Below are 16771 nucleotides of genomic sequence, written 5' to 3' on the forward strand. Positions count from 1 at the left end.
CGCTCTTCCAGCGAGGGGGCATTGCAACGGGGAAGCATTGCGGCTATATAATTTGAATACAAATTATTTGAATTGCATCTTCTCATGAACGACCCCGCCCCTCCCCGCGAGCGCTTCGGCATGCTCTTTGTCGGCGTTGCCCGACGCTGGCGCGCCGCGCTCGATGCCCGCCTGGCCGACGTCGGCCTGTCCGACGCCACCTGGAGCCCCCTTGTCCATATCGGCCGCTCCGGCGGCGGCATCTGCCAGAAGGATCTGGCGGTGCGCGTCGGCATCGATGGGTCGAGCCTCGTCCGGCTGCTGGATATCCTCGCCGCCAAGGGCCTGATCGAGCGCCGTCAGGATGCGTCCGACCGGCGCTCCAACCTGCTGTTCCTGACGCGCGCAGGCGAGGAAGCGGTGGCAGGAATCCAGCAGGTGCTGACAGCGGTCGAAGGGCAGATGCTGGCCGGCATAGACGATACGGAGATGGAAGCGCTCATCGCGTCGCTCGACCGGATCGACACGCAGCTCAGGACCCTGCGCGAGGGCGGAGACGGCCGTCCATGACCGCGTCCACGATTCCGGAACGGCTCGGGCTCGATGCGGCTCGCCTTGGCTTCACCCTGCGAACGGCCATCGCGGCCTGCTGCGCCCTGTTCATTGCGTGGCTCCTCGGGCTCGAACATCCGCAATGGTCCGCGATGACCGTGTGGGCGGCGTCGCAGCCGGTGCGGGGTCAACTGGTCGAGAAAAGCCTTTTCCGGGCGCTCGGCACCGTGCTCGGCGCGATCTTCGGCATGGGCCTGCTGCTGGCGTCGCACGGCTGGCCGTGGGTGATCGTTCCCGGCCTCGCGCTCTGGATAGGCCTGTGCGCCGGAGCGGGCAACATCCTGCGCGGCTTCGCCTCCTACGGAGCCATGCTGGCGGGCTATTCCGCCGCCATGGTGACGCTGCTGCACAGCGCACAATCGGCGAGCCCGCTCGCCGTCGGCGTCGACCGCATGCTGACGGTCCTGCTCGGCCTGCTGGTGGCGCTCGCCATTGGCTGGGTCTTTGCCGCGCCCGGAGACGATCCGGACGATCTCACCCACGGGCCGCGCCGGCTGTCACGGCGGATTCTCGCGGATCTCGCGGCCTGTCTCGCCGGAAAGGCGCCGCCGGACCACGCCGCGCATCACGTGCTGCTCTCCGGGATGGCTGCGATAGAAGACAGGCTGGACGGCCGCGCGGCCGGCTCGCTGCGCTCGCGCGAGGCCGTGCGGGCGGTGCGCCGGCTGCTGCTGGCACAGGTCGCCATTCTGCTGTGGATGCGTCGCCCGCTACGGCGGACGGAAAACGGGCCGCTGGCCGCGGCGCTGCGCGAGGCCGCCGAAGCTTATAACGAGCCCTGTCGGCCGCAGGACGCCGATGCGGCCCTGCACCGGGCTGCCGGGCTCGCCGCATTCGATCCCGTGCTGCAAGGCGCCCTTGCCGACCTGACCACGGCGGCCGCCCGCGAACGCGCCGCCGAGGGTGCGTGGCAGGCGGCCGGAACGCACGCGGCGGCCCTGCACCGCGACTGGATCGGCGCGCGGCAGGCTCTGCTTCGCACGATGCTCGCCATTCTCGCCGTCGGCGGAATCTGGCTGGCGACTGACTGGGAGGCCGGCGCCTTCATGCTGCTGGGCACGGCCATCATGACGACCGTGTTTTCCACGGCCGACAATCCGGTCCGGCTCCTGCGTCAGGTCATCGTGGGCCAGGCGCTGGGCGTCGCGGGCGCGCTCGCCTGCCGGTGGCTCGTCTGGCCGCTGGCGGGCGGCGAGACCGGCCTCGTGCTGTCGATGATGCCCTTCATCGTCTTCGGCGGCTTCCTCTTCGCGCACCGCCGCGCGTCGGGACCGATCGGCTTCGATTACAACATGGTCGTCCTGCTGCTTCTCCAGCCGGTATGGCCGCTGACCGGCAGCTTTCCGCATTCCCTGATGGCCGGCGTCGCCGTGGTTCTGGGGCCGGCGATCGGGCTGGTCGCCTTCCGGCTGATCTTTCCCGTCGACGGCAAACGGCGGTTGCGGACGCTGGTCGCCATGATGGTGCGCGAGATCGAGGCCATGGCCGGCCGCCGGGGCGCCTCCCGCCGCCGCCCCGTGTGGCGCGCGCGGCTTTACCACCGCCTGCTGCGGCTGGTGCGCTGGGCCGACAAAACCGGCTCCGACAAGGAAGAGGCGGTCGAGGGCAGCTTCGCCATCCTGTTGCTGGGCTCCGCCATTCTGCACATGGACAGCCTTCTCCAGCAACCGGAGCTGGCGCCGGGAGCCGCGCGGCGGCTTGACATGACGCTGGCCCGGCTGCGCCGGGTGGGGCGCGATCCACACCGTGCCGCCCGCGCTCTCGCCGCCACCGCCGCAAGCCTCGCCGGCAATCCGGCCGTGGACACGGGCCTGCTGCGCGAGGCTGCGGCGGAACTGTCCAGTCGCGCCGCATTCCTGCAGCCGGACACGCGCGCCCGCACGTGATAGGGTCACGAGCCCCTGACAAAACCTCGCGGGTTCGGCGAGCCGGAGGAGTTCGGAATGCATTGGATGCAAGCCGTCGATCTCTATTGCGAACGCACCGGACCCGGCTTCTGGGCCGAACCGGTCAACGCCTTTTCCAACGCCGCCTTCGTGCTGGCCGGCCTCGTCGCCCTGCACCGGGCCCGCTCAGACGGGGCCGACATCTGGATCCGCATCCTTTGCCTGTGGGTGGCCGCGATCGGCGTCGGCTCCTTCCTGTTTCATACGTTCGCCAACCGCTGGTCCGCGCTCGCGGACGTCCTGCCGATCTGGAGTTTCGTCGCCGTCTATGTCGTCTTCACGCTGCGGCGCACCTTCGCCCTCGGATGGCCGGCGACCGGCGGGGTGCTGGCCATCGGCCTCGCTGCCATTGCACTTGTGATGCGGCTGCTGCCGGACGGAATCGGCGAGCGCACCAACCAGTCGACACAATATCTCCCCGCCGTGCTGATCTTTGTCGCTTTCGCGGCGGCGTTCGCGTGGTCCGGCCGGCCGGGTGCGCGCCTCATCGTCAGCGCTGGCCTCGTGTTTGCGTTGTCGCTGTTTTTCCGTTCCGTCGATCTCGCGGCCTGCGCTCATCTGCCGCTCGGGACGCATTTCCTGTGGCACCTGCTCAACGCGACGATGCTCGGCCTTCTCCTCGCCGTCGCGCTGAGACACAGGCTCCCGCCGCCCGCCGCATGATGCGGGCGCCGTCCCGTGCCGTTGTTGATGCGAATCAATGTCGCGCCGCGGCAGGCGTTCCAGAATGTAGCCAGTTCAGCAGAGCAGTCGGAGGTCTGCCATGCAGATCGAGCCGCAAATCCGGTTCCGCGGAATGGAACCCTCGCCGTCGGTGGAAGAAGTGGTGCGCGAGAGGATCGGCCGTCTGGAACGCTTTCACGACCGGATTACGTCATGCGCCGTCCTGATCGAAGCGCCGCACCGGCACGGCCAGCAGGGCAGACTCTACCGCGTGCAGGTAAACCTCACTGTGCCGGGGGCGGAAATCGTGACGGGCAGACCCCAGCAGGACGAGCACGCGCACGAGGACGTCTATGTCGCCATTCGCGACAGCTTCAATTCCGCGCAGCGCCAGCTTGAAGACATTGTCCGCAAGATGAGCGGCCATCGTGTCAAGGCGCATCCCGAGACCCTGCGCGGGAAGGTCGCGCGGCTCGTTTCCGACGAGGGCTACGGCTTCATCGCCGGGCAGGACGGGCGCGAGTTTTTCTTCCGCCGCGAGAGCATGACGTCCGACCAGCAATGGCTGATGCTCGCGGAGGGCGCAGAAGTAAGCTTTTCGGAGCATGAGGGCGAACAGGGGCCATACGCTTCCGCCATCGCCCTCGTCTGATCGCACGGACGATCCCGCGTTGCAGCGGGGAGGCGGATGCGGCAGGAGGTATGAGCCATGAGAGCAGAAAAAACCTGGGTCCTGGTAGCAGACGGCGCACGCGCGCGCATCGTCCGCGATCTCGGAACGAGCCTCGAGGCCGGGGAACGGCCGGAAGACCTCGTCTTCGAGATCGATCACAAGCAACTGCGCGAGATCATGGCGGACAAACCGGGACGCGCGTTTTCGTCCCACGGCGTGCGGCGCTCGGCGATGGAATATACTTCCGATCCCGTTCAGGAGCAGGAGGCGGCGTTCGCCGCGACGCTGCTCGAAGAGCTTGAACGGCGCCACGCCGCGCACGAGTTCGACAAGCTCGCCATCATCGCGGAGCCGCGGTTGCTCGGCGTCATCCGCCGTATACTTCCCGCCGCGCTGCGTGAGACGGTCGTCAACGAAATCTCCAAGGATCTGACCAAACTGCCGAACCGGGAACTGCGGGAAGCAATCGCCGAACTCGGAATCGGCCGTCCCCGCCCCGTCTGAAGTCACCGGCACGCACGCCCGAAACAAGGCGCCATGGAGCCCGCCCCGAATCGGATCGGGCTTCGTTGCCGTTTGTCGACCCCTGTCCTTCGACGAAAACCTGCATCCGTCGCGAGAATACTGAGCAATGATCGGATTATAATATCGGAATAATATCGGAGAAAATTTCTTTTTAATCATTATAATTTATAATAATTAAAATATTTATGCCCGCTTGTCTTTCCGCTGCACCATGATAAATAAACGCTGCTGCCAAGGTGTTTTTTTTATTTATTTATATTTATTCAAATCAACGCCGATACAGCAAGAACAGCTTATCCGGATGTCCTTGCGCGTCTGAATCGGCGCGCGGGCCAATGACATACAGAGTACCGACCATGAGCGAAGCGCGTCATCCTGCCCGTCTGACAGCCAGCACCCGCATTCTGCTGGAGGACTCCCGCGCGATACTCGACGGGTTGTGCACCCATCTGGCGGAGCACGTGCCGGTGGAACGCTTCGAGGGAGGCGCGCGGCTCACCTCCGACTACGGCACGGCGCAGGCCGAAGTGCTCGACGACGCGCTGGCAATCGCCATCGATAGCGCCGACGCGGCCGGGCTGTCGTTCCTCAAGCTGATCGTAGCCGACCATATCCTGGCGCTTGCCGACGGGCAGAAGCCGGTCATCCGCTGGAGCGGCGACGGCAAGGCCGGCGAGCCCCTGCCCTATTTCCGCGAGATGCGCGTTCTGTCCGCGAGCAACGTGACGCCGCTCATGCGCCGCGTCGTGCTGGCCGGCCACGATCTCGGCCGCTTCGCGAACGGCGGATTGCACGTGCGCCTGCTGTTTCCGCCGCCCGGCGCCGAAACGCCGCAGTGGCCGGTGAGCGGCGAGGACGGACGGCCGCAATGGCCGGAAGGCGCGGCGAAACCCGCCGCGCGCGTCTACACTATCCGCAGCATCGACGCGGAGAAGGGCGAAGTCGTCGTCGACATGGTGCTGCATGCCAGCCCGGAGGGCGATCCGGACCACGATCATGCCCCGGGCGCGGCTTTCGCGTTGCGCGCAAAGGCCGGCGATGTGGTGGGCATGACCGGCCCCGGCGGCGGTTCCATCGGCGAGGCGCGGCGCTATATCCTGCTCGGCGACGAAACCGCCCTGCCCGCCATCGGCCGGCTGCTGGAGACGATGCCGGCTGAGGCCGAGGTGGCGGCGTTCGTGGAAGTCGCCGATGCATCGGAGGAGCAGGCGCTGCCATGCCCTGCCCGCCTCCATCTGCGCTGGCTGCACCGGCATGGCGCCGGAGCGGGCGGCACCGACCTGCTGGAAAAGGCTCTCCGCCAGCACCCATGGCTGCGCGACGGCGGCGACACGCCCTTCGTGTGGACTGGCTGCGAACACGCGCAAACGCGCGCGATCAAGCAGTTCCTGTTGAAAGAGGAAGGACTTCCGCGCGAAAAATACCAGGTTGCCGCCTATTGGCGCCGCGGCGCCAACGGCGACGACACACGCCGGGACTGACCACCTCCGACTCGCACGAATAGTCCCGACCGGTCGTCCGGCGTCTCAGTGTCCGCCAAGTACGAGAGTCCGGATGGGGAACACCAGCGCCTGGATACGCAGGAGCATGGCGTGCACCAGCCCCACGGCATCCACTCCGTGAAGAGCCAGTTTCTTCAGCGTGCCCACGTTGCCCGAAGCGATCAGGTCATGATTGCTGGTGTAGGCGTTGGCGACGCAGTTGCTACCGGGCGTCACACCGTCAAAGCCGCCTTCGTAGAGCGGCTCAAGATAGGCCAGGATCGTGCCTGGCTGCCTCGATTGCTGAGCGTCCATCAATAGCTCGCCGCTGCGGACCTGACCGGAGGCGATGAAATCCTGCACGTCCGTCACCACCATGGGAATGACCGTCCATGGCTTCGATGCGCAGGTAGCTTCCGCCACCATGCCGGGCTTGATGACTTGCGCCTCGATCTGCCCGAACCCCGCCTGGAGGCGGCCCCTTCCGGCGCCTTCGGGAATGAGCACGCCAGCCGGCCGCATGAAAGGATTTACGATCTCGCCGACCCGCAGCGTGAACTGTTCCACCCGTCCGTCCACACCGGCCCGGACGACGGTCTTGTCGAACTCCACCTGCGCCTGGGCAAGGGCTGCCTCGGCGCTCGCCTTCTGCGCGGGCAGCAGGGTGGCGATCCGCGCTTCGGCCTGGGCCTTGGCGGCGAGGGCGGCGTTGATGCTGCCTTGACGGCTCTGGAGGGCGACCTGAAGCTTCTCGACATCGCGCGTCGCGACAGCGCCCGGATTGCGGCGCTGAATTTCTTGTTTGGCCTCCAGTTCGTCCACAGTCTGCTGATGGGCGCCCCTCGCCTCCTGCAACCGGCCCTCGGCTGCCTGGATGTCTGCCTGCGAGACGATCAGCGCGGCCTCGACCTCGGCGATCTGGCGTCTGGCCAGCTCGACCGCGGCCTCCTGCCTGGAGCTGTCGAGCCGGAATATCGGCTGCCCCTGCCTGATCTCGTCGGTGATGCCCACATAGATTTCAGCGACACGACCGTTTGTTTCCGGCAATATCGGAACAGTCCTGAAGAAAGCAGTGGCGTTCGTTGTCGATGGGTGATTGTAGAAAATTACCGTAATCAGCCCTACTGTCAGCATCAGGCATGCGACGATGCCCCATCGCAACTCGAACCATACCGAGTAGAAGGTGATTTCCTTGCCGATCCGCTTTCCTTGTCCATAGCGGCGGTAGAGATAATCCGGAAGAATCGTCAGGAAGGAGCAGAGAAGAAGCTCAAACATGGGACTGCTCCTTTGAAGCGCCGGCAACGAGCAAATCATCGGCGTTTTCATCCGACTGCTCCGGCGCGCCCTCGCCCTGTTTCAGGCCGGCGATCTTCTCAAGCGCTCCCGCCATCCTGCGGAGTGGGCTGGCGAAGTCCGGGATATCGACCAGAGCCAGCAGCAGGCCAATGACCCAGAAGAGATGCACATGCGTGAAAAGGGCCAGCAAGCCCAGCACCGCAACGATCTCGAACTGGAGCTTGCGTCCCCTGTGGGCAATACGTTCGGGCATGGTATGCAGCCGCAGGAACAGGGTGCCGGCGCCAAGCACGACAAGGATCAGAAATACCGCCATGACCACCATGAGGACATCAGTCTCTCCAGGCGGCGCGATGAAAACAGGCAGAGCATGTGGAGCCGCCGGATGGAGTGATGCAGTCATATCGGTCGTCCCATATATTGCATGTATGGCGTGAAATACTTCAGGGAGCAGTCGTTGGCTTTTCCGATTGCCTGATTGCGTGCCTGGCGACTTCGGCCGCAGGGGGCATGTTGAGAGCATCATCGGTCATGGGCGCTTCCTCGCAGGTGTCGCACAGGGAACGCGACGACCCAATACAGTATATTATTGCATATAAAAGGCACGATTGCTAGGAGATGCCAATTGACGGCAATTGAGAGATGGCCCCTATAAGGAAAATTTCTTGCTAATATTCATATATTATGAATTTATTCTTATTAATGTGAATAAAAACATATTGCGATATTTATGACCCTACCGCATAACCTGTGCGCGACCGATGCCTCCGCATGACGTATCCGCAACCCTGCGCTCAGACGGCTCATCAGAACGCGACATATCGACTGGATACGACATCCATCGATTAACGATCTTGTTGATTGAAAGAACTCGCGCAGGAGAAGGTGGCGTACGCCGACACGAAATCTGCTGATGCAACAGACTTTGTCGATGGTGGGCGCACAAGGGCTCGAACCTTGGACCCGCTGATTAAGAGTCAGCTGCTCTACCAACTGAGCTATGCGCCCATCGACACTGGAGCGGATAAAACCGCATCCCGGCGGCAGCCCGTCAGGACCGCGCCTCGTGTGGATGCTGAATTAGCAAACCGCGGCGGTGCTGTCCAGTACCTTGCCGGCAATTTTCCTATTTTTTGGCTGCTCCCGGCGCTTTCAACTGGCCATCCACCGCTGGAGCCAGCGGTGGATGGAGATATTCTCTTTTCATATCAATAATATGTAACTTATCCACTGCTCACAGTGCTCTGCCGTCCGTGCACAGGCGACGTCTCACCCGTGCGCCAGCACGGCCAGCAGCAGCAGCGCGACGATGTTGGTGATCTTGATCATCGGATTGATCGCCGGCCCTGCGGTGTCCTTGTAGGGGTCGCCCACGGTGTCGCCGGTCACCGCCGCCTTGTGGGCTTCTGAGCCCTTGCCGCCGAAGTGGCCTTCCTCAATGAATTTCTTGGCGTTATCCCACGCACCGCCGCCGGAGGTCATGGATATGGCGACGAACAGGCCGGTGACGATCACGCCGAGCAGCATCGCGCCCACGGCCGCGAAGGCATCGCTGCGGCCCGCTACCAGCAGGACGACACCGAAGCACACCAGCGGCGACAGCACCGGCAGCAGCGAAGGCAGGATCATTTCCCGAAGCGCCGCCCGCGTCAGCAGGTCGACGGCGCGGCCATAGTCGGGGCGTGATTCGCCCGTCATGATGCCCGGCTTCTCGCGGAACTGACGGCGCACCTCCTCCACCACCGAGCCGGCCGCGCGCCCGACCGCCGTCATGCCGAAGCCGCCGAACACGAAAGGCAACAGGCCGCCGAACAGCAGGCCCACGACGACGAAGGGATTCGACAGCGAGAAATCGACGGTAACACCCGCGAAATAAGTATAGAGGTCTGGATGAGCGGTGAAATGGGCGAGGTCCGACGTATAGGCGGCGAAAAGCACCAGCGCGCCGAGCCCGGCCGAGCCGATGGCGTAACCCTTGGTCACTGCCTTGGTGGTGTTGCCCACCGCGTCGAGCGCGTCCGTCGCCGTGCGCACCCGAGCGGGCAGGCCGGCCATCTCCGCGATGCCGCCGGCATTGTCCGTCACTGGGCCGAAGGCGTCGAGCGCCACCACGAAGCCGCACAGCGCCAGCATCGCCGTCACCGCGATCGCGATGCCGAAGAGGCCGGCAAGCGCGTTCGCGCCGATGATCGCCGCGATGATCGCCAGCGCCGGCAGCGCCGTCGCCTCCAGCGAGACGGCGAGCCCCTGGATGACGTTGGTGCCGTGCCCCGTTCGGGAGGCGGCGGCAATCGATTGTACGGGCCGATATTGCGTGCCGGTGTAGTATTCCGTGATCACCACGATCACAGCCGTCAGCAGCAGACCGATCACGCCGCAGCCAAAAAGCGCCAGGGGCGAGAACGTCTCGCCGCCGGCCGTGGTCAGCGCCGCCGTGGGGTCGCCGAACACCAGCCAGGTAACCAGCGCCAGCGCGGCGAGCGACAGCACGCCCGTCGCGATGAAACCGCGGTACAGCGCGCCCATGATGGATTCGGTCACGCCAAGCCGCACGAAGAAGGTGCCCGCGATGGAAGAGACGATGCACGCCGCGCCGATCGCCAGCGGATAGAGCAGCACGGCCCCGAGCGAGGGCGAGCCGGCGAAGGCAACAATGGCGAGCACCATGGTGGCGACGATCGAGACGACATAGGTCTCGAAGAGATCGGCCGCCATGCCAGCGCAATCGCCGACATTGTCGCCCACGTTGTCCGCGATGGTCGCCGGGTTGCGCGGATCGTCCTCCGGAATGCCCGCCTCGACCTTGCCGACGAGATCGCCGCCGACGTCCGCGCCCTTGGTGAAGATGCCGCCGCCCAGACGGGCGAAGATCGAGATCAGCGAGGCGCCGAAGCCCAGGGCCACCAGCGCGTCGACGACCGTGCGGCTGTCGGGCGCGTAGCCGATGCCATGGACGAGCACCGCAAACGACACTGCGACGCCGAGCAGCGCAAGCCCCGCCACCAGCAGGCCGGTGACCGCACCAGAGCGGAAGGCGATGTCGAGCCCGTCAGCCAGCGAGTTGGTGGCCGCCTGCGCCGTGCGCACGTTGGCACGCACCGAAACGTTCATGCCGATGAAGCCCGCCGCCCCCGAAAGCACGGCACCGGCGGCGAAACCGCCCGCCACGATCCAGCCGAGCACGAAGCCGAGCAGCACGAACAGCACGATGCCGACGAGCGCGATCGTGGTGTACTGGCGGCGCAGATAGGCCTGCGCGCCCTCCCGGATCGCGTCGGCGATATCGCGCATGCGCTGCGTGCCGGTGTCGGCCGCCATCACCGCGCGGACGGTGACGATGCCGTAGATGATGGATAAGGCGCCTGCGGCAATAACGATGGAGAGTGCGAGCATACTGTTCCCCCTCTGGCGTCCCAAGGTTTTCGCGACGGGCCCGGACGACACGGTTCGTCCGCACGCCTGCGCGGCATGGGATCATGCGCTCCTTTCAATGCATCAGAATTACACGCCGTTGGCAAATGGCGGTTTGTAGCAGGATGAATTTTCGTCGGCCCCGCCGCTCCGGGTGCGGCCGGGCTCAGAAATGGGAGAACGAGCCGTGTTCGACAGTAATCTCCACGCCGTCCCGGCGCACCGTCAGCGGCGCGTCGCCCGCCGTGACGCGGCCGATGGCGGCCACCGGCACATTCGCCCCCTCGCACAGGCGCTGGAAGGCGCCGAACCGCTCCGGCGCGACGGAACAGAGCACCTCGTAGTCGTCGCCGCCCGTCGCCGCCGCGAGCAGCAGCTCCGGCGCTGCCTCCACGGCCGCGTGCACCGCTGCCGAGAGCGGCACCCGGTCGAGATCGATATCGCCCGAAACGCCAGAAGCGCGCAGAAACTTGCGCGCATCGCCGATCAGCCCGTCCGACACGTCCATCGCGCCGCCGGCATGTTCGCGCAGGGCGAGAGCCACTGCATTGCGCGGCTCCGGCAGCAGATAACGCTGTGTGAGATGGGTCTGTTCGGCCGGGGTGAGCACATCGCGCCAGCCGGCTTCCTGCGGTGCCCCCTCGCCTGCGGGGGATCCGGCGTCACGTTCGGCGAGCCGCAGACGCAGGCCCAGCGCGGAGTCGCCGATGGTGCCGGTCACCGCCAGGATATCGCCCGCCCGCGCGCCCGTGCGCCGCACCATATAGCCCGTGGGCACGCGCCCGAGCGCTGTGATGGAGACGGTGAGCGGCCCCGGCGTGCGCACGGTGTCGCCCCCGAGCAACGGGCAGCCGTAGACCCGCGCGTCCGCACCAAGCCCCTCGGAAAACGCCGTGATCCAGGCGAGCGACGTATCCTTCGGCAGCGAGAGCGCGAGCAGGAAACCGAGCGGCTCGGCGCCCTTGGCGGCCAGATCGGACAGGTTGACCCGCAGCGCCTTGCGCGCCACCGTGCCAGGCGGATCGTTGCGGAAGAAGTGCACGTCCGCGACCACGACATCGACGGTCAGCACCAGTTCAGAGCCTGCCGGCGCCGGCAGCAGCGCGGCGTCGTCGCGCAGATCGAGCGAACCTGCCCCGGCGATGGGCGCGAACAACTGGCTGATCAGGGCGTCTTCGCTCAGCGAGGCAACCGTCATGTCGCACCCCTTCCAAGTGGCAAAAGGCCGCGTGGCCGGTGCCCGCGCGGATATCAGTTGCGGGCGGCCAGCTCCTCCGCGCGGTCGCTGCGCGCCAGGGTGTCGAGCACGGCGTTGACGAGGCCGGGTTCGTCGTCATCATAGAAGGCCCGCGCCACATCGACATATTCCGAAATGGTCACGCGCGGCGGCACGTCCTTGCGGAACAGCAGCTCGAATGTGGCCACGCGCAGGATGGCGCGCAGAACCGTCTCGATTCGCTTCAGCGGCCAGCCCTTCGCCAGCGCCTCGTCCACGCGCCGGTCGATCGTCTTCTGCTCGCGCACCACGCCCGCGACGAGGTCGCGGAAGAAAGCGTCCTCGACCGGCTTGAACGTCAGCCCCTCGATTTCCTTGCCGTTCCAGAAGCGCTCGAACTCGACGGTGGCGTCAAGGACGCCGGCCCCCGTCAGTTCCATCTGGTACAGCGCCTGCACGGCGGCGAGCCGCGCCGCGCTGCGCTTTTCCGTTTTCGACATCAATCCTCAACCCTGTTTGCGATCTGGCGCCGGATGCCGAGCACAGCGAGCGCCGCGCGTGCGGCGAAGCCGCCCTTGTCCTCGCCCGTCACCCTTGCCCGCGCCCACGCCTGCTCCTCGTTCTCCACGGTGAGAATGCCGTTGCCGATGGGCAGCAGGAATTCGAGCCCCAGATCCGTCAGCGCCCGCGCGCTTTCGCCCGCCACGATGTCGTAGTGGCTGGTCTCGCCGCGGATGACAGTGCCAAGCGCCACGGCGGCGTCGACCTCCGGCCCCTCCTCCAGCACGATGGCGAGGGCGGGAGCAATCTCCAGCGCGCCCGGCACCGTGATCACCTCGACTTCCGCGCCGGCGGCCTCAAGCACGGCGCGCGCGCTCTTCAGCAACTCGTCGGCGATGTCCGCGTAGTAGCGGGCCTCGACGATCAGAACCTTCGCGCCGAAAACGGCGGAGAAATCATCATCAGCGATCCGGACCGATTGTGCCATCTGAACGCTCCTTCAGTTTCTGGCGCAAAGACGCCGCGTCAACCTTGTCAGTAACCCGCCGCCCGCGCCTGCGCAAGCCGCGCCGCATAGCGCGCCATCAGATCGACCTCGATATTGATGCGGTCGCCTGCCCTCCGCTCGCCCCAGGTGGTGATCTGCAGCGTGTGCGGAATCAGCAGCACCGTGAACAGGTCGTCCTCCACGGTGTTGACGGTCAGCGACGTGCCGTCGAGCGTCACCGATCCCTTGGCGGCGATGAAGGCCGCGAGTTCGCGCGGCGCGCGCAGCGTGAAGCGCGCCGTCTCGCCCCAGCTCTGCGCGCCCGCGCCCTCCTCCCGTTCGGTGATCTCGTCGCGGGCGACGAGATCGGCGATGCCGTCGACGTGGCCGGAGACGAGATGGCCGCCCAATTCGTCGCCGATCTTCAGCGCCCGCTCCAGATTGACGCGCGTGCCGGCCTGCCAGTCGCCCACCGTGGTGAGCGCCAGCGTTTCGGCGGCGGCGTCGACCTCGAACCACGCGCCACCCTCGCGCGGGCCGAAGGCCACCACCGTCAGGCACGGCCCGCCGCAGGCGATGGATGCGCCAAGCTGGATGGTTTCGGGATCGAACCGGGAATTGATGCGCAGACGACGCAGCGTGCCCTGGAAGGACTGCACCGAGACAATCTCGCCGACATCTGAAATAATGCCTGTAAACATCAGAATGGCCTTTCGAATTTTTCGAAGCGGTCGAGCCCCCAATAGCCTGTCTCATGCAGCCTGAACTGCGCCGGATCGGCGAGCGCGACCGCGAGCGCGGGGCCGATGGCCCGAAGGCCGGAGCCCCCCTCGCCGGCCGGCAACGCCTGCGGCCCGGTCAGCATCAGCGCCTCGTCGATGAGGCCGGCGCCGGCCAGCGCTTCCGCGAGCGCGGGGCCGCCTTCGGAAAATACCCGCGCGATCCCGCGTTGCGCCAGCGCGGCCAGCGCGGCCGGCAACGACACGCGCCCATCCCGCTCCGCCGCGACGCGGATCACCACGACACCGGCCGCAGCGAGCTTCTGCTCGCGATCGGCCGGCGCGGCGTCGGTCGTCACGACCCATGTCGGCACCTGCGACGCGCCCGCGACAAGGCGTGCGTCGGGCGGGAGGCGCAGGGTGCTGTCGAGGACGACGCGGATCGGCGAGCGCGCATCGAGGCCGGGCAGCCGCACGGTCAGTTGCGGATCGTCGGCGAGCACCGTGCCGACGCCCACCATGATGGCATCCGCGTGAACGCGCATGAGATGCACCTGATCGTTGGCCGCGGCCCCCGTGATCAGCAGTCTGCCGCCAGCCGCGCGCGCGGCGAAGCCGTCCGCCGTGCGGGCGAGTTTCAGCGTCACCAGCGGCCGCCCCAGCGTCACACGCAGGATATGCCCGCGATGCATGCGAAACGCATCGTCCGCGAGCACGCCGGTATGCACCGTGACGCCCGCGGCACGCATGCGCGCATGGCCCTGTCCGGCGACGCGCGGGTCGGGATCCTCGACGCCCGTCACCACGCGCGCCATGCCGGCGGCGATGATCGCATCCGAACACGGGCCGGCCCGGCCGTGGTGGGAACAGGGTTCGAGCGAGACATACATGGTCGCGCCGCGTGCCGCCTCGCCGGCCATGGCAAGCGCGACGGGCTCGCCATGCGGCCGGCCGCCTTCCTGAGTCGCGCCGAGCCCCACGACGACCGGCGCGCCCTCCACCGTCCGCACGATAACGGAGCCGACCGAAGGGTTGGGCGATGTCAGCCCCTGTTGGCGCCAGCCCAGCGCCAGCGCCTCGCGCATGAAGCGCCCGTCGATGGCGCCTTGCCTTCCGTCATCGCTTGAAGTCATCGGATTTCGCCTGCCCTGCGCTGTCCCGCGCATCATCGGCGTCTTCCGCCGTTCCTGCAAGCTCCGGTTTGTAGCCGGCGAGTTCACCGACGAAGGCCTCGAAATCGCTAGCCTCGCGGAAATTGCGATAGACGGACGCGAAGCGGACGAAGGCAACGCTGTCGAGCTGACGCAGGCCCTCCATCACCAGTTCGCCGATCTGCTCGCTGGTGACGTCGGCCTCGCCCGTCTGCTCAAGCTGGCGGACGACGCCGCTGATCATGCGCTCGACCCGCTCGGCATCGACGGCGCGCTTGCGCAGCGCCACCATCACCGAACGGGCGAGCTTGTCGCGGTTGAACGGCTCCCGCTTGCCGGAGCGCTTCATCACCGTCAGCTCACGCAATTGCACGCGCTCGAAGGTCGTGAAGCGGCCGCCGCAATCGGGGCAGACGCGCCGCCGCCGGATTGCGGTGCTGTCCTCCGCCGGCCGGGAATCCTTGACCTGCGTATCGAGACTTCCGCAATAGGGGCAGCGCATGGATGAACCCGATCAGGCGTAGATCGGAAAGCGGGCCGTCAGCGCGTGGACCTTGTCCTTCACCTGCGCCTCCACAGCCGCGTTGCCGTCCTCGCCATTCGCCGCGAGGCCGTCGAGCACCGTGACGATGAGCCGCCCGATCTCGCGGAACTCCTCCGTGCCGAAGCCGCGCGTCGTGCCGGCCGGGGTGCCGAGACGGATGCCGGAGGTGATGGTCGGCTTCTCCGTGTCGAACGGCACACCGTTCTTGTTGCAGGTGATATGCGCACGCCCCAGCGCCGCCTCGGCCGCCTTGCCGTTGAGGCCCTTGCTGCGCAGGTCGACGAGGAACAGATGGTTGTCCGTGCCGCCGGAGACGATGCTGTAGCCGGCATCCGCGATGGTCTTCGCCAGCACGGCGGCGTTGTCGACCACGGCGCGTGCGTAAAGCCGGAACTCCGGCTGCAGCGCCTCGCCGAACGCCACGGCCTTCGCCGCGATCACGTGCATCAGCGGGCCGCCCTGCAGGCCGGGGAAGATCGCCGAATTGATCTTCTTCGCGATGGTCTCGTCATTGGTGAGGATGAGGCCGCCGCGCGGACCGCGCAGCGTCTTGTGGGTCGTCGTGGTGGCGACATGCGCATGCGGGAACGGCGAGGGATGCACGCCGCCCGCGACGAGGCCGGCGAAATGCGCCATGTCCACGAAGAAATAGGCGCCCACCGAGTCCGCGATCTCGCGGAAGCGGGCGAAATCCCAGAAGCGCGAATAGGCCGAGCCGCCGGCGATGATGAGCTTCGGCTTGTGCTCTTCGGCGACACGGGCGACCTGATCGTAGTCGATGCGGTGATCGTCCTCGCGCACGGTGTAGGAAACCGGCTTGAACCACTTGCCCGAGAGGTTGGGCGGCGCGCCGTGCGTGAGATGCCCGCCCGCCGCGAGATCGAGCCCGAGGAACGTGTCGCCCGGCTGGAGCAGCGCGAGGAACACCGCCTGGTTGGCCTGCGAGCCCGAATTGGGCTGCACGTTGGCATAGCCTGCGTCGAACAGCTTCTTGGCCCGCTCGATGGCGAGGTTTTCCGCGATGTCGACGAACTGGCAGCCGCCGTAGTAGCGCCGACCCGGATAACCTTCCGCATACTTGTTGGTCAGCACGGAGCCCTGCGCCTCGATGACCGCGCGCGAAACGATGTTTTCCGAGGCGATCAGCTCGATCTCCTCGCGCTGGCGACCGAGTTCGAGATCGATGGCGCGTGCGATCTCCGGATCAGCCTCCGCCAGCGGGGCGGAAAAGAAGCTGTTGGAGAGTGTGTACCGGGAAGAAATATCGTTCGCGCTCATGGACAGGCTCCGCATCGGGGAGAGATGTTCCCCATTCTATCGGCAGGGTCATGGACCGGCCCGCGGCCGGTTCGCTGGCGATTGCGCACCGCGGGTCGGGCGAAAGCGACCGTCGGCGCATTGCTGCGCGACCCGCCATTTCCCCCGTCCGCCGTCGAATCGGCAGGGAAGCTAGCATGCGCCCGGTTCCGCGCCAACAGCAAGCCCGCCGCTGCCATGGCCGCCCACGGCGCTGCGCATGGCAAGCGCGAACACGGCAGACATGAAAAAGGCCACGATGCCTGCG

16 protein-coding genes and 1 tRNA gene are annotated in these 16771 nt (G+C 66.5%); 6 read left to right on the top strand and 11 right to left on the bottom strand.

All coding sequences use genetic code 11. The annotated features are described in order from the left end of the window. Nucleotides 1–84: 84 nt before the first annotated feature. From FHS82_RS19165 to FHS82_RS19190, 6 genes are all read left to right on the top strand, one after another. Nucleotides 85–549: a MarR family winged helix-turn-helix transcriptional regulator gene (locus FHS82_RS19165; RefSeq protein WP_166955954.1), complete on the top strand. Its 465-nt coding sequence runs from the start codon at nucleotides 85–87 to the stop codon at nucleotides 547–549. After that, the gene (locus FHS82_RS19170; protein ID WP_166955955.1) at nucleotides 546–2477 is read left to right on the top strand and encodes an FUSC family protein; all 1932 of its coding nucleotides are present in this window, start codon (nucleotides 546–548) and stop codon (nucleotides 2475–2477) included. The genes FHS82_RS19165 and FHS82_RS19170 overlap by 4 nt, the downstream gene beginning before the upstream one ends. A 57-nt stretch (nucleotides 2478–2534) precedes the next feature. Beyond that, nucleotides 2535–3200: a ceramidase domain-containing protein gene (locus tag FHS82_RS19175; protein WP_166955956.1), complete on the top strand. Its 666-nt coding sequence runs from the start codon at nucleotides 2535–2537 to the stop codon at nucleotides 3198–3200. 100 nt (nucleotides 3201–3300) lie between these two features. After that, nucleotides 3301–3852: an HPF/RaiA family ribosome-associated protein gene (locus FHS82_RS19180; RefSeq protein ID WP_166955958.1), complete on the top strand. Its 552-nt coding sequence runs from the start codon at nucleotides 3301–3303 to the stop codon at nucleotides 3850–3852. Nucleotides 3853–3909: 57 nt separating this feature from the next. Continuing rightward, nucleotides 3910–4377 (top strand): host attachment protein, encoded by a 468-nt coding sequence (locus FHS82_RS19185; protein ID WP_166955959.1) that lies wholly within the window; start codon nucleotides 3910–3912, stop codon nucleotides 4375–4377. Nucleotides 4378–4754: 377 nt separating this feature from the next. Further along, entirely contained in the window at nucleotides 4755–5879 is a 1125-nt protein-coding gene (locus FHS82_RS19190; protein ID WP_166955960.1) for a siderophore-interacting protein, read from the top strand. Between the two features lie 45 nt (nucleotides 5880–5924). Here FHS82_RS19190 and FHS82_RS19195 read toward each other — a convergent pair whose 3' ends face one another. The 11 genes from FHS82_RS19195 to glyA all read right to left on the bottom strand — a co-directional run bounded on the left by FHS82_RS19195 (nucleotide 5925) and on the right by glyA (nucleotide 16485). Next, nucleotides 5925–7157 (bottom strand): HlyD family secretion protein, encoded by a 1233-nt coding sequence (locus FHS82_RS19195; RefSeq protein WP_166955962.1) that lies wholly within the window; start codon nucleotides 7155–7157, stop codon nucleotides 5925–5927. Continuing rightward, entirely contained in the window at nucleotides 7150–7581 is a 432-nt protein-coding gene (locus FHS82_RS19200; protein ID WP_166955964.1) for a hypothetical protein, read from the bottom strand. Before FHS82_RS19200 ends, FHS82_RS19195 begins: the two co-directional genes overlap by 8 nt. 529 nt (nucleotides 7582–8110) lie before the next feature. After that, a tRNA-Lys gene (locus tag FHS82_RS19205) sits at nucleotides 8111–8186 on the bottom strand. 261 nt (nucleotides 8187–8447) lie between these two features. After that, nucleotides 8448–10571 carry a sodium-translocating pyrophosphatase gene (locus tag FHS82_RS19210; RefSeq protein WP_166955966.1) on the bottom strand — a complete coding sequence of 708 codons (2124 nt, stop codon included), beginning with the start codon at nucleotides 10569–10571 and terminating at the stop codon, nucleotides 8448–8450. A gap of 184 nt (nucleotides 10572–10755) precedes the next feature. After that, nucleotides 10756–11787: a thiamine-phosphate kinase gene (gene thiL, locus FHS82_RS19215; RefSeq protein WP_166955968.1), complete on the bottom strand. Its 1032-nt coding sequence runs from the start codon at nucleotides 11785–11787 to the stop codon at nucleotides 10756–10758. 53 nt (nucleotides 11788–11840) lie between these two features. Next, nucleotides 11841–12305 (bottom strand): transcription antitermination factor NusB, encoded by a 465-nt coding sequence (nusB, locus tag FHS82_RS19220; RefSeq protein WP_166955970.1) that lies wholly within the window; start codon nucleotides 12303–12305, stop codon nucleotides 11841–11843. Next, entirely contained in the window at nucleotides 12305–12793 is a 489-nt protein-coding gene (gene ribH, locus FHS82_RS19225; RefSeq protein ID WP_166955971.1) for a 6,7-dimethyl-8-ribityllumazine synthase, read from the bottom strand. Before ribH ends, nusB begins: the two co-directional genes overlap by 1 nt. A 47-nt stretch (nucleotides 12794–12840) precedes the next feature. Beyond that, nucleotides 12841–13494: a riboflavin synthase gene (locus FHS82_RS19230; RefSeq protein ID WP_166955973.1), complete on the bottom strand. Its 654-nt coding sequence runs from the start codon at nucleotides 13492–13494 to the stop codon at nucleotides 12841–12843. Then, nucleotides 13494–14645, bottom strand: coding sequence for a bifunctional diaminohydroxyphosphoribosylaminopyrimidine deaminase/5-amino-6-(5-phosphoribosylamino)uracil reductase RibD (gene ribD, locus FHS82_RS19235; RefSeq protein ID WP_166955975.1), 1152 nt, complete (start codon nucleotides 14643–14645; stop codon nucleotides 13494–13496). Before ribD ends, FHS82_RS19230 begins: the two co-directional genes overlap by 1 nt. Further along, nucleotides 14629–15165 (bottom strand): transcriptional regulator NrdR, encoded by a 537-nt coding sequence (gene nrdR, locus FHS82_RS19240; RefSeq protein ID WP_166955977.1) that lies wholly within the window; start codon nucleotides 15163–15165, stop codon nucleotides 14629–14631. Before nrdR ends, ribD begins: the two co-directional genes overlap by 17 nt. A gap of 12 nt (nucleotides 15166–15177) precedes the next feature. After that, the gene (gene glyA, locus FHS82_RS19245; RefSeq protein ID WP_166955979.1) at nucleotides 15178–16485 is read right to left on the bottom strand and encodes a serine hydroxymethyltransferase; all 1308 of its coding nucleotides are present in this window, start codon (nucleotides 16483–16485) and stop codon (nucleotides 15178–15180) included. Between the last annotated feature and the right edge of the window lie 286 nt (nucleotides 16486–16771).

Origin of the sequence: Pseudochelatococcus lubricantis (assembly GCF_011762225.1) — a bacterium.
GTDB lineage: Bacteria > Pseudomonadota > Alphaproteobacteria > Rhizobiales > Beijerinckiaceae > Pseudochelatococcus > Pseudochelatococcus lubricantis.

Excerpts from the sequence above, each read along its gene's own strand:
- FHS82_RS19165 (WP_166955954.1), top strand. The coding sequence starts at position 85 with ATGAACGACCCCGCCCCTCCCCGCGAGCGCTTCGGCATGCTCTTTGTC.
- FHS82_RS19170 (WP_166955955.1), top strand. The coding sequence starts at position 546 with ATGACCGCGTCCACGATTCCGGAACGGCTCGGGCTCGATGCGGCTCGC.
- FHS82_RS19175 (WP_166955956.1), top strand. The coding sequence starts at position 2,535 with ATGCATTGGATGCAAGCCGTCGATCTCTATTGCGAACGCACCGGACCC.
- FHS82_RS19180 (WP_166955958.1), top strand. The coding sequence starts at position 3,301 with ATGCAGATCGAGCCGCAAATCCGGTTCCGCGGAATGGAACCCTCGCCG.
- FHS82_RS19185 (WP_166955959.1), top strand. The coding sequence starts at position 3,910 with ATGAGAGCAGAAAAAACCTGGGTCCTGGTAGCAGACGGCGCACGCGCG.
- FHS82_RS19190 (WP_166955960.1), top strand. The coding sequence starts at position 4,755 with ATGAGCGAAGCGCGTCATCCTGCCCGTCTGACAGCCAGCACCCGCATT.
- FHS82_RS19195 (WP_166955962.1), bottom strand. The coding sequence starts at position 7,157 with ATGTTTGAGCTTCTTCTCTGCTCCTTCCTGACGATTCTTCCGGATTAT.
- FHS82_RS19200 (WP_166955964.1), bottom strand. The coding sequence starts at position 7,581 with ATGACTGCATCACTCCATCCGGCGGCTCCACATGCTCTGCCTGTTTTC.
- FHS82_RS19210 (WP_166955966.1), bottom strand. The coding sequence starts at position 10,571 with ATGCTCGCACTCTCCATCGTTATTGCCGCAGGCGCCTTATCCATCATC.
- thiL (WP_166955968.1), bottom strand. The coding sequence starts at position 11,787 with ATGACGGTTGCCTCGCTGAGCGAAGACGCCCTGATCAGCCAGTTGTTC.
- nusB (WP_166955970.1), bottom strand. The coding sequence starts at position 12,305 with ATGTCGAAAACGGAAAAGCGCAGCGCGGCGCGGCTCGCCGCCGTGCAG.
- ribH (WP_166955971.1), bottom strand. The coding sequence starts at position 12,793 with ATGGCACAATCGGTCCGGATCGCTGATGATGATTTCTCCGCCGTTTTC.
- FHS82_RS19230 (WP_166955973.1), bottom strand. The coding sequence starts at position 13,494 with ATGTTTACAGGCATTATTTCAGATGTCGGCGAGATTGTCTCGGTGCAG.
- ribD (WP_166955975.1), bottom strand. The coding sequence starts at position 14,645 with ATGACTTCAAGCGATGACGGAAGGCAAGGCGCCATCGACGGGCGCTTC.
- nrdR (WP_166955977.1), bottom strand. The coding sequence starts at position 15,165 with ATGCGCTGCCCCTATTGCGGAAGTCTCGATACGCAGGTCAAGGATTCC.
- glyA (WP_166955979.1), bottom strand. The coding sequence starts at position 16,485 with ATGAGCGCGAACGATATTTCTTCCCGGTACACACTCTCCAACAGCTTC.